This is a genomic window from Sphingobacterium sp. lm-10 (assembly GCF_023554555.1).
GTDB lineage: Bacteria > Bacteroidota > Bacteroidia > Sphingobacteriales > Sphingobacteriaceae > Sphingobacterium.
In genome coordinates this window covers 774,299-786,617 of sequence record NZ_JAMJWC010000001.1, presented here as the reverse complement: position 1 = coordinate 786,617, position 12,319 = coordinate 774,299, and the positions used below count along the sequence as shown (strand labels likewise).

11 protein-coding genes are annotated in these 12,319 nt (G+C 44.2%); 5 read left to right on the top strand and 6 right to left on the bottom strand.

Annotated features, from left to right (window positions below; translation table 11 throughout):
* Positions 1-75 precede the first annotated feature (75 nt).
* From cysD to M8998_RS03070, 5 genes are read right to left on the bottom strand one after another with little or no spacing between them, the layout of a single operon-like run.
* Positions 76-966, bottom strand: coding sequence for a sulfate adenylyltransferase subunit CysD (cysD, locus tag M8998_RS03090; protein ID WP_249990542.1), 891 nt, complete (start codon positions 964-966; stop codon positions 76-78).
* Positions 967-972: 6 nt separating this feature from the next.
* Entirely contained in the window at positions 973-1,671 is a 699-nt protein-coding gene (locus M8998_RS03085) for a phosphoadenylyl-sulfate reductase (protein ID WP_249990540.1), read from the bottom strand.
* The gene (locus M8998_RS03080) at positions 1,668-2,240 is read right to left on the bottom strand and encodes a precorrin-2 dehydrogenase/sirohydrochlorin ferrochelatase family protein (protein WP_249990539.1); all 573 of its coding nucleotides are present in this window, start codon (positions 2,238-2,240) and stop codon (positions 1,668-1,670) included. The genes M8998_RS03085 and M8998_RS03080 overlap by 4 nt, the downstream gene beginning before the upstream one ends.
* Positions 2,237-3,010, bottom strand: coding sequence for a uroporphyrinogen-III C-methyltransferase (gene cobA / locus M8998_RS03075; RefSeq protein WP_249990538.1), 774 nt, complete (start codon positions 3,008-3,010; stop codon positions 2,237-2,239). Before cobA ends, M8998_RS03080 begins: the two co-directional genes overlap by 4 nt.
* A 29-nt stretch (positions 3,011-3,039) precedes the next feature.
* Entirely contained in the window at positions 3,040-5,145 is a 2,106-nt protein-coding gene (locus M8998_RS03070) for a ferredoxin-like domain-containing protein (protein ID WP_249990537.1), read from the bottom strand.
* Between the two features lie 131 nt (positions 5,146-5,276).
* On the opposite strand from M8998_RS03070, the gene M8998_RS03065 reads away from it, so the two are divergent.
* Genes M8998_RS03065 through M8998_RS03050 form a run of 4 tightly spaced genes read left to right on the top strand, consistent with a single transcriptional unit; the run spans position 5,277 to position 8,794 of the window.
* Positions 5,277-6,278 carry a PstS family phosphate ABC transporter substrate-binding protein gene (locus tag M8998_RS03065; protein ID WP_249990536.1) on the top strand — a complete coding sequence of 334 codons (1,002 nt, stop codon included), beginning with the start codon at positions 5,277-5,279 and terminating at the stop codon, positions 6,276-6,278.
* Positions 6,275-7,162 carry a phosphate ABC transporter permease subunit PstC gene (gene pstC / locus M8998_RS03060; RefSeq protein WP_249990535.1) on the top strand — a complete coding sequence of 296 codons (888 nt, stop codon included), beginning with the start codon at positions 6,275-6,277 and terminating at the stop codon, positions 7,160-7,162. The genes M8998_RS03065 and pstC overlap by 4 nt, the downstream gene beginning before the upstream one ends.
* Positions 7,155-8,027 carry a PstA family ABC transporter permease gene (locus M8998_RS03055; protein WP_249990534.1) on the top strand — a complete coding sequence of 291 codons (873 nt, stop codon included), beginning with the start codon at positions 7,155-7,157 and terminating at the stop codon, positions 8,025-8,027. Before pstC ends, M8998_RS03055 begins: the two co-directional genes overlap by 8 nt.
* Entirely contained in the window at positions 7,982-8,794 is an 813-nt protein-coding gene (locus M8998_RS03050; RefSeq protein ID WP_249990532.1) for a phosphate ABC transporter ATP-binding protein, read from the top strand. The genes M8998_RS03055 and M8998_RS03050 overlap by 46 nt, the downstream gene beginning before the upstream one ends.
* A 72-nt stretch (positions 8,795-8,866) precedes the next feature.
* Here the strand turns inward: M8998_RS03050 and M8998_RS03045 are convergent, their stop codons facing one another.
* Positions 8,867-10,312, bottom strand: a complete 1,446-nt coding sequence (locus M8998_RS03045; protein WP_249990531.1) for a dicarboxylate/amino acid:cation symporter — start codon at positions 10,310-10,312, stop codon at positions 8,867-8,869.
* Positions 10,313-10,445: 133 nt separating this feature from the next.
* On the opposite strand from M8998_RS03045, the gene M8998_RS03040 reads away from it, so the two are divergent.
* Complete coding sequence (locus tag M8998_RS03040) at positions 10,446-12,125, top strand: RluA family pseudouridine synthase (protein ID WP_249990529.1); 1,680 nt, start codon at positions 10,446-10,448, stop codon at positions 12,123-12,125.
* Positions 12,126-12,319 lie beyond the last annotated feature (194 nt).

The following is a 12,319-nucleotide window of genomic DNA, read 5'->3' as shown; positions in this document are numbered from 1 at the left end:
TAGTAGTGGGTATTGCGTCATGCGTATTGCATGAGATAATCATCTCTACACGCACGACTCGCAACGCAGTACAAATTAAAAATAACCTTGTTTCTTACGTTCTTCCATAGCGGCTTCCGATACCTTATCGTCTATACGGGCGCCACGCTCACTGATCGTCGAAGAGCGAATTTCTTCAATAATATCGTCTAGTTCCACCGCTTCTGAGTCGACAGCAGCAGTACAGGTCATATCCCCTACTGTTCTGAAACGCACTGATTTATGATCTACTGTATCCGTTTCATCAATTTGCAAAAAGGGAGCTGCTGCCATCCACTGCCCGTTGCGCAATACCACATCCCGCTGATGACTAAAGTAGATCGATGGTAGTGCAATATTTTCTCTTTTTATATAGTTCCACACATCTAATTCTGTCCAGTTGGATATCGGAAATACGCGTACATTTTCTCCTTTATTAATTTTGCCGTTGAGAATGTTCCAAAGTTCTGGACGCTGCCGCTTTGGATCCCATTGTCCAAACTCATCCCGTACCGAAAATATACGCTCTTTCGCACGTGCCTTTTCTTCGTCACGTCTGGCGCCACCAATACAGGCATCAAAGCCGTACTGCTCGATCGTATCCAACAGGGTGACGGTCTGTAAAGCATTTCTGCTGGCATTCTTCCCTGTCTGCTCGATTGCTTTTCCCTGATCTATGCTGTCTTGCACATAACCTACGATCAATTGCTCGCCAAGCTCTGCGACTAGCTGATCGCGAAAGCTAATGGTTTCCGGAAAATTATGTCCTGTATCGATGTGTACTAATGGGAAAGGAAATTTTCCGGGCCTAAATGCTTTCTTAGCCAAATGCACCAATGTGATGGAATCCTTTCCGCCAGAAAATAGCAAGGCAGGATTTTCAAACTGTCCGGCCACCTCGCGCAATATATAAATAGCCTCGGCTTCTAAATGATCTAAATAATCCATCTTTTTTTATTTACTCGTAGCATGTAAACCACATTCTTTCTTACTCTGATCTTCCCACCACCAGCGTCCGGCACGAAAATCTTGTCCGGGTGCTACTGCTCTTGTACAAGGCTGGCAGCCGATGCTGGGGAATCCTTTGTCGTGTAAAGGATTGTAAGGCACAAAATTCTTCTTCAAAAATGATTCGACTTCTTCCAATGTCCAATGAAACAAAGGATGAATTTTAATCATCTGATTGACTTCATCCCATTCTACCTGTTCCATATCGTGGCGATTAGCCGACTGATCGGCACGGATGCCGGTGATCCAGATTTTATAACCTTGAATGGCCCGTTGTAGTGGTTCTATCTTTCGGATATAGCAGCACTCCTTGCGGTTATCAACGCTTTCGTAAAAACTGGATGGACCTTTCCTGGCCACCATTTGCTCGACTTGCTCGGTTTGCGGATAGTACGGACGTATCGGAAAACCATAGGTTTCCAGTGTACGATTCCACACATAATACGTTTCAGGAAAAAGCCTTCCCGTATCTAAGGTAAAGATATTAATCTGGCTTTGCACCTCATACAATAAATGCGTTAGCACCTGATCCTCAATCCCAAAAGAGGTCGAAAAGATGCTTTCCACCGCATGATTCTGCTGTAGGTAAGCCAGTATTTCTCTGGCATCTAATCCAGCAATATCCCTTCTAATATCCGTTATCATTTTTCTAACAACTCTTTCGTGTGTGCATTTAGCACCGTTATCTTTTGTTGTAAATCGCCTTTTAGCCCATTACGCATCTCTTGCATCAACGCCAGCGTTTCATCAATTTCTTCGGGAATTAAGTCCTGAAGTAGCTCTTTAACACGCTTTGCTATGGTCGGTGATTTTCCGTTCGTGGATATTCCTATTTTAAGATCTCCCTTTTGCACCACAGACCCCAAGTAGAAATCGCATAAACTAGGTTTATCCGCTACATTGAGTAAAAGGTGCCTGTCTGAAGCTAATTCCCGTACCCAATTATTCAATTTTTCATTATCCGTGGCTAGGATAGCGAGGTCAATATCCTCTAAATCGGCTTCCACAAATGATCTCTCTGCCACCGTTACCGTAGGCCGATCACGCACAAATTCCTTAAAATCTGCAGAGATAACCTCAGCGACCACACGTACTTTTGCTTCCGGCGAATTAGTAAAAATCGCCTGAAGCTTTTCCAAACCTACTGGCCCGGCACCGACCACTAAAGTCTGAATCTGGTGCATCTTTATATAGATCGGAAATAAGGTATTCATGATGATAAGACGGTTGTTTTCAAGTTTTTCAGCACGTTTTCAAACTCCCGATGCTTAGCCACTACCTCGCCAAGCACGATGATGGCTGGTGCACCCATGTTTGCGGCAGCCACTTGGGCGATAATGGTATCTACCTTGCCTAAAACGATGCGCTCTTCGGTAGTAGAGCCGTTTTGGATCACCGCAATCGGCAAGTTATGCTTGCCTTCCTGCTGGTACTGCGCCACAATTTGAGGCAATTTCGCAAAACCCATTAATACCACGACAGTAGCCGTGCTTTTGACGGCCAATTGTAGGTCTGTGGAAAGCTTCGTCTCGGAAGTAGAACCGGTAATTACCCAAAAACTCTCGGCAACACCACGATACGTTAATGGAATCTGTTGCAGACCCGTTAGTGAAATGGAAGACGATATGCCTGGCACCACGGCCGTCTCAATCTGATGGGCGTGTACATAATCCAACTCTTCACCTCCTCTACCAAACACGAAAGGATCGCCGCCTTTCAGGCGAACGACATGACCGTAATTTAGTGCATAGTCTACCAGTAATTTATTGATTTCATCTTGTGAAGTAGATAAGCGCTCCGCGCGTTTACCCACATATACTTTCACACAATCGGGTCCGGCATAGTCCAATAGCTCGTCATTGACTAAAGCATCATATAAGATGACATCCGCTTCGCGAATGGCTTTAATACCTTTCAAGGTAATCAATTCCGCATCGCCTGGCCCTGCTCCCACTAAAGTGACAAATGGTTTTATTTCTTTCATTTGATTCTCTTTCTCGTCCTGTTATTCGTTTAGGAATTCACTACCCGAAGATCCTCTCTCCGTTCTGCACCTTCCAGATAAAAGGCCGTAGCCTGAATTAAATATGCCTCAGCAAATTCTTTGGAAGGCTCAAATTTGTTGATTTGCAATACTCTTTCCGTAAATGTATTGGGGAATGAAAACAATCCTTCTTCTACAAACCGGGTCTCGAATTCTGCAATAACTTGTGCCTGCGTACTAGCATTCACTCCTTTATCCAATAATAATGCTTTCGCGGTACCCACGAATGAGCTGTAACTATGGTAAATGGCGTCGGCATACTGTTCTTTTTCCAGCGCCTGTCTTGCCCAATCTATTTTTTCCTCGGCTTCAAATAATAAGGTAGCGACCAGGTCGATCACTACGCCGGCACATTCTCCCACACCAATGGCCGTAGAAAACGTGCCTTCATGTCCCCAGTCTACAAATTCATCATCTGTTAGTGTAGACAGGTCTGCCAAGGGCTTCAACAAGCGGTAGAAGTAATCCTTCGTTTGCCGCTCGTAGTACGCATGAAATTTCTCGTCGGCTTCGCGGTTCGCTTTAAAATCAAGCAAGACGACGTCGACCACCTGCAACACCCGTTTTGTGGGTACTTTGATTACCCGTTCGGCCACTCGTCCTAGTCCGTCGCCTAGCGTACCTCCGCCGAGCATCACTTGCGCAGCAGGTACCACTTTTCCATCTGATTTGACAGAACTACCGTGGAATCCGATATGTGCCAAACCGTGTTGTCCACACGAATTCATACAGCCCGAAATCTTAATCTTCAGTTGACGCTCATGCACAAAATCAGCATGAAATTCGTGGATATACTGTTCAATGACACGCGCCATCTCTGTAGAGTTAGAAATACCTAAGTTACAGGTGTCGGTACCTGGACAAGTGGTAACATCTGAGGTGCTATCATAACCTGCGCGGGCATAACCTAGCTTGTGCAATACATTATAGATGTGTGGAAGAGATTCTTCGCGCACATATTTAAATAAGAGATTTTGATCTTGCGTAATACGAATATCATCGGCAATATGCGCTCTGATACCATCTACGAGCAAACGTGCTTTATCGGTCGGAATATCGCCGGTAAGCACTTTTACATATACGCCAAAATAGCCTTCCTGCTTTTGCGCAAATACATTGGTCTGTCTCCATATTTCATAGGCTAAAGCATCTACAGGCGCTACTGCTTCTACCACTGAAGTCGGCGGCTCGGGTTGCGCCACTTCATTTAGGTCAATGGCGAATTTTTTAGATTTAATCGCCGTTTTTTCTTCTTCGATCAATCTCAGGACTTCTTCCAAGCCTAATTTCTGAATCAGGTATTTGAAGCGCGCCTTATTCCGGTTATTACGTTCACCATGTCGGTCAAAAACGCGTAATGTAGCCTCCATATAGGGAATAATCTCATCAGAAGGCAAAAAATCGAAAACAGCATTTGCCAAAATAGGTTGTGCACCTAATCCACCACCCATCATCACCTTAAAACCACGTACTTCTTTTCCGTCGATCACTTGTATTTTTGGAATGAAGCCAAAATCATGTATATACGAAAAGGCGGTATCCTCTTCGCTGGAAGAGAAAGAAATCTTAATCTTCCGCCCCATTTCGGCACAAATTGGATTTCTTAGGAAATACAAAAAGGTCGCGTGCGCATACGGAGAAACGTCAAAAGGTTCTTTAGGATCGATCCCGGCAGCTGCAGAGGCCGTCACGTTACGCACCGTATTCCCGCAGGCTTCTCGTAAAGTTATATCGTCTGCAGCCAACTTTGCCCACAGCTCGGGCGTTTTGTCTAAGCTTACATAGTGGATTTGTATATCCTGCCGCGTGGTCAGGTGTAGGTTTTTACTAGCGTATTCGTCCGATACATCTGCAATCTTCAACAACTGCTGGAAAGTGACTCGTCCAAATGGCAGTTTAATACGTACCATCTGTACTCCTGCTTGCCGCTGTCCGTACACACCACGAGCTAAACGCAAGGAGCGAAACTTTTCCTCGGGAAGCGTACCCGCATGGTAATCACGAATTTTTTGCTCTAAAGCGATGATCTCCTGCTCTACGATAGGATTTTCCAACTCTGTTCGGAAACTTTGCATAATCTCTTCTAAAATTCAACACTCTATCTCTACGACTTATTTAATGATACAACAGCCGTACCACAAATCTAAAAAAAATATGGACAAAACCGATAATATCTATCAATTTACTATATATTTGTTCATAGGTTATGACTGAAAAGAGAATAGTGTACACCAAACACTATGTAGTTCAGCTACTTAGTTTGGTTTTTGTTTTATTTACTCATGCGTGCGCACCAAAACCGTCCAATAACGTGGACGCTTCTGGCCGGTTGGTGGGCAATATTTCCATCTCCGGAGCCTTTGCTTTATATCCGATAGCTATCTTATGGAGTGAGGATTTTAAAGCATTACATCCCGATGTTCGCTTTAATATTTCTGCTGGTGGTGCTGGTAAAGGTATTACGGATGTATTGACGAATATGGTGGATATCGGACTGGTCTCGCGCGACTTGCACCAACAGGAGATCGATAAAGGAGCCTATCCGATTCACGTGGCCAAAGACGCTGTAATTGGCACCATCAATAGTACGCATCCTAATTTTGAATTGATCGCAGCACGGGGGCTTACCCAGCAGGAGTTGGTGGATATTTTCGTAACACGTAAGTATAAAAATTGGAATGAAATCGATTCGCGCTTTGTCGCGCAACCTATTGAAGTCTATACCCGGTCGGACGCGGCGGGTGCAGCAGAGACTTGGGCTAAATTTCTAGGCGTGAATCAGGAAGATTTGAAAGGAATAGGCATTTTTGGAGATCCCGGCATTGCGCAAGCTATTAAAGATCGTCCACTCTCCATTGGTTTTAATAATATCAATTACCTGTTCGACCTCAAGACAAAGTTGCCTAGTAGCGGGTTGGCGGTGATTCCGATCGATATTAATCATGATGGCAAGATCGATACAGAGGAAGATTTCTATAGTACGCTGCCGGAGCTTACAGCGGCCGTGGCGGCAAATCGATATCCATCTCCTCCAGCTCGCGACCTGACCTTTGTGATCCAGCAAGAGCATAGAGACAATGCGTTGCTTAAGGCATTTATCCAATTTGTGCTGGAAAAGGAACAACAAGGGTATTTATTAGAAAATGGCTACGTCCCTTTAAATGAGGAAGCCATTGCTGTTGAAAATAAAAAACTTTTGACACGATGAGGTTTAGATTATGGAAAGATAAGCTAGTACAATACGGCTCGGCATTTTTGTTAATAACAAAAATTCTGGTAGTCGTACTTATCGCAGTAGGTCTTACACTAAAGTCATTGCCTTTACTAAAGAACGAAAACCTGTGGGAGATTTTAAGTAGCAGTGTTTGGTCTCCGCTAAGAGGGAACTTCGGTTTTCTCCCCTTTATCTTAGGTACGGTGTGGGTTACCGTCATATCGCTGATCATTGCGGTTCCACTATGCATCATGGCTTCGATCTATCTGGTAGAATTTGCTTCGGATCGGCTACGTAAATCGGTGTTGCCCTTGATGAATGTGCTTGCGGCTATTCCTCCTGTATTATATGGTGTATGGGGCATTTTATTTGTGGTGCCTATCCTTCGTAATTACGTCGCGCCATTATTTGGTGTAGATACCACCGGTTTTTCGGTGTTTGCTGGCGGAATTGTGCTGGCCGTGATGATTTTCCCCATCCTGATCAGCATCATGGTCGAAGTGATGCAAACTGTTCCGCAAGAACTAAAAGATGCTTCCCTGTCTTTGGGAGCTACACAATGGGAAACGATTGTGTCGGTCAACTTGCGAAAAGCAAAACCCGGCATCATTGCAGCGGTAGTGTTAGGGGTATCACGCGCCATTGGTGAGACAATTGCCGTGCTGATGGTTTGTGGTAATGTACCGCAGATTCCTAAATCATGGTTCGATGCCGGTTACCCTATTCCAGCGCTCATCGCCAACAATTTTGGAGAGATGATGTCGATCCCGATGTATGATTCTGCCTTGATGTTTGCCGCCTTATTATTGTTCGTTATTATTTTTGGATTTAACCTGATCTCTAGATTGGTATTAAACAGATTGGAGGATCATGGCTAAGCAAGTGTCGACTAGATTTGTCAGAAACCGTCTACGTAAAGAAAAAATCGCTAAGTTATTGATGCAGCTATGTGGTATCACGATCACGGGTTCCTTATTCTTTATCGTGGGTACTATTCTATATAAAGGATTGCCCTACCTATCTTGGGAAATGGTTTCTCAATCACCGCAAGGCGGATTTTATATTGGCAAAGGCGGTGGTATCCTGAATGCTATTTTGGGTTCCTTGTATCTGGCTCTTGCATCTACCGGTATCGCTACATTGATTGGTGTTCCGATTTCGCTGTACCTCAATCTGTATGTGCCGAAGGATTCATTCATCGCGCGTAGCGCAAAATTACTGTTTGATGTACTATTCGGTATTCCTTCCATCGTATATGGTGCCATTGCCTTCAGTATAATGATTTGGTTGGGCATTCGCGCCTCGTTGTTAGGAGGTATTATCACGATCACTTTACTAACTATTCCTATTGTGGTGCGTACCATCGACGAATTGTTAAAAACGGTTCCTATTGATTTGACACAGGTTACTTTCTCTCTGGGGGCAACACGTTGGGAAGCAGCTCGAGTGGTATTGAAATACATTAAGCCCGGCATTTTTACGGCTATTCTATTGGCCTTTGGCAGGGCAATTGGCGATGTGGCAGGTGTATTACTCACCACGGGGTTTAGCGACAACATGCCCAAATATATCGACGAACCAGCAGCTACACTGCCTTTGGCAATTTTCTTTCAGTTAAGCAGCCCGATTCCCGAAGTGCAAGGTAGAGCCTACGCTTCGGCATTGGTATTAACTATCATCATTTTATTCATTGTTCTATGTACACACTTACTGGCAGCGAAACAAAAGAAACACAAACTGTGATCGAAACGACTACAACACCTCTGATCCAGATTAAAGATCTGAATGTACATATCGAAGGAAAGCAGATTTTAAAAAATGTAAGCCTAGATATTCCTAATAACTCGATCACGTCTATCATCGGACCATCCGGCTGTGGCAAGACAACTTTATTAAAAACCTTGAACCGCCTGCTGGACGACAGCAAAGATGTGGAGGTTACAGGATCTGTGCTGGTAGATGGAGAAGATATTTACGGCAAGAACGCAGAGGTGACGCATATTCGCAAAAAAATGGGATTGCTCTCGCAAAAACCGTTTCCGTTGCCGATGTCGATCTACGATAACATCGTCTATGGACCTCGTATACACGGAGAACGAGATAAAAACAAGCTGAAACAGATCGTGGAAACCCAACTGCGCAACGTCGGCTTGTGGGAAGAGGTGAAAGATCGTTTGGGATCTTCTGCCACCCGATTATCCATCGGTCAACAACAGCGTCTTTGCTTAGCACGTGGACTAGCCGTACAACCAGAGATCATTCTCGGAGACGAATCTACCTCGGCTTTGGATCCCATTTCTACCCAGACCATCGAAAACTTGTTGATTGACCTAAAGAAAGACTATACCATCGTGTTGGTGACGCATATTCTACGGCAAGCACGTCGCGTATCGGATTATATTCTATTTGTGTATCAGGGCGAAGTCGTGGAATTTGGGAAGACGGAAGACATTTTGTTGAATCCACAACAGGAACTCACTAAGCAATATGTGAAAGGATTTATCACCTAAATAGAAACAGGTCATTATGCCTCCGCATAATGACCTGTTTTATAATTAAAAGCTAAACAGCGCTTCTACCTGCTATTCTGCTATTTCCTCATCCTGACGGAAAGGTGCTTCGGCATCAAACTCACCTTCCCATTTCGCGACAACCACCGTCGCTAAACAGTTTCCGATTACATTGACGGAAGTACGCGCCATATCCATCAATTCGTCGATACCTAATATCGCAGCGATCACAAATGTCGGCAAGCCAAACTGATCTGCGGTAGCGATTAGGATAATCAGCGAAGCACGAGGTACAGCAGCCACTCCTTTGGAAGTGATCATGAGCGTAAACGCAATTAGCAATTGCTGCCCGAAGCTCAAATCCATACCTGCCGCTTGCGCCACAAAAATGGAAGCCAAGGAAAGGTACAAAGAAGTACCATCTAAGTTAAAGCTATAACCCGTCGGAATCACGAAAGATACAATCTTACGAGGTACCCCAAAACGCTCCATGGCACTCATTGCTTTAGGCAATGCTGCATCGGAACTGGTCGTCGCGAAGGCAATAGAAACCGGTTCTTTAATGGCAGCCAAGAATTGTTTGATAGGTATTTTAAGATAAATCATTACTGGGAATAAAACCAGTAATATAAAGAATATCAACGCTATATAGAGTGTTGCTAACAACATAAATAGGTTCTTCAGAATCTCTACGCCCAGATGCCCTACCGTATAGGCCATTGCTGCGCCGACACCGATTGGTGCAAAGTACATAATGAGATTAGTGAACTTAAACATGGTTTCCGAGAGGCTTTCTGTAAACGCCACCATGGGCTTACGCTTTTCTTCTGGCACCATTGCGAGGCCGATACCGAAGATCACCGCAAAAACCACAATCTGCAAAACCTTGTTCTCATACACTGATTTCACAATGTTCTCGGGAAAGGTATCCCGGAAGAATGCGGCAAATTTGTATATCCCATGTGCCGACTCATCAATATGCTCCAGGGCTGCTAGATCAGAGGCAGATACGGTTGATGTAGATTGCGGCAATTCCTCGTGAGGCATATTCTCGACATCAATACCCACACCTGCCTGCGTAATATTGATAGCAGCTAGTCCAATAAAAATAGCACAGGTGGTCGCACAGAAAAAATATAACAATGATTTCCAAGCCATACGGCCGACCTGCTTAAGATCGGAATGACCGGCTATACCATATACCAATGTCGCAAATAAGATTGGTCCTACGATTGTCTTGACCAATTTGATGAATCCCTGACTAAGCGGTTGCAACGCACGCGCCACATTTGGGAAGTCGACTCCAATGAATACGCCAAGTGCCATACTGGTTAATATCCAGGTGGTCAAGTTGCGGCGAACCAACGCGTTAGCAATAAGTACGATAGCTGTAATCCAACGCACAGCCATCATCCCGCTGGTGGAAATGCTGATAAAATCGAACTCCGTTAGTAAGGTAATAATAGAAGCTAATGCAATGGTTATAAGTGTTACAAAAGCAATTTTTGATTTTTGCATGTAATGTGATGGTTTAACCTAGTTTCAGCAAAAATATAAAAATAGCCGGGTAAACCAAATGTTCTGTTGAATTAAGGGCATTATAAACAGCCTTTTTACATCGCGTACAATTGACTAATTTTGCATTCATCTTATGTCCGAAACTCATCCTCATTTCCACCCTTTGACGGCTGCATCCGAGGCGCTGCCTGATCTGTTCACTTTTCCCTTCAGTTACGATCCTCATCCATTGAGTATCCGCGCAGCGGAACAGGTGAAAGCATATCTTCAGAAACAACAGGATTTCTCGCACAATTTTGGATTGGTTCCAGGAGAAGATGGTTTAGCCATTGGAAAGATGTTTGGCGTGATGGTGGTGAAAGATAAACATGGAAAGCTTGGTTTTTTGGCGGCAGTGTCTGGAAAATTGGCCAACAGTAATCAACATGCATTTTTTGTACCTCCAGTGTACGACATGCTGGATGAAGAAGGTTTCTTTCTAAAAGAAGAACAGCGAATCAATGAGATCAATCGGGAAATTGCAGCATTAAAGGTATCTGAAGAATGGCTTCATGCCCGACAACGACTTCAGGACATCAAAAAGGAGAATGAAAAGTTAGTGGAAGCAGCTCGATTCAAACAAAAACAACAAAAAAGTGCTCGGAAGCAAATTCGTGAAAATCTGGATGCTACGCTTTCGGAATCAGCACGCGCTGAAATTCTGGCCGATCTGATTAAACAAAGTTACCGCGACCAGCACGAATACAATCTGGTCAAACAGCATTGCGATGCTCACCTGAATATAATGCAGGCAGACGAGCAGCACTGGCAGAAGCGCCTGAACCATTTAAAAGAAGAGCGTAAGCAACGTTCCTCTGCGCTGCAACAAAAGATATTTGATCAGTACCAATTTCTAAATGCCGAAGGCGATATACGGAGTGTATTGGCGATATTTCGTGATCTGGCCAACGGAATACCACCGGCCGGTGCGGGAGAATGTGCCGCCCCGAAACTATTTCAATATGCTTATCAGCATAATTTCACGCCTATTTGCATGGCCGAATTCTGGTGGGGCACCTCGCCTTCTGCAGAAGTGCGTCGGCACGAGCAATTTTATCCATCTTGCCGGGGTAAATGTGAGCCCATATTGAATTTTATGATGCAAGGCTTGGCGGTAGAACCCAATCCGTTACTGCAACCGTTAGAAACGCCTTCTGGACTGGATATTATATTTGAAGATGATCACTTCATCGTGGTCAACAAACCTGCTGAACTGCTTTCTGTACCAGGTATACATATCAAAGATTCGGTGTATACACGGATTTTAGCGATATGCAAAGATATTACTGGGCCGGTCATTATTCATCGGCTCGACATGTCCACGTCTGGCATTATGTTACTGGCCAAACACAAGGAAGCACATCGTCACATCCAAGATCAATTTATTAAACATCAAGTGACGAAGCGTTATACTGCCTTATTGGATGGAATTATTCCCCACAAAGAAGGAGTTATTGATCTTCCGCTACGGGTAGATCTGGATGATCGACCTCGGCAAATGGTCTGTTATACCCATGGTAAGCCTGCACAAACACGCTATCGTGTGGTAGAATTTGCTGATGGAAAAACAAGAATACATTTCTTCCCGCTAACAGGGCGTACGCATCAATTACGCGTACACGCGGCACACCGTTTAGGTCTGCATACACCCATTATGGGAGATGATCTGTATGGGGACAAGGCAGATCGGTTACATTTGCACGCGGGCCACATCGCATTCATACATCCTGCTTCCGGTGAAAAACTCGTGTTCGAAGTAGCAGATCCTTTTTAGTTTTCTTACCAATTTCCGTAATTAGACACAAAAAATAGCAGCCCGAAGGCTGCTACCCAACACAAACTAAGCGAAAACGCTTACAACAAAAACTAAAATATGTATCCGCCTCCCGGAGGAGCGTATAACTTTAAACGATAATAAAATGGAGTGCCGGTTTCATCATTCTTGGCTTACCAAATATATGATTTTTA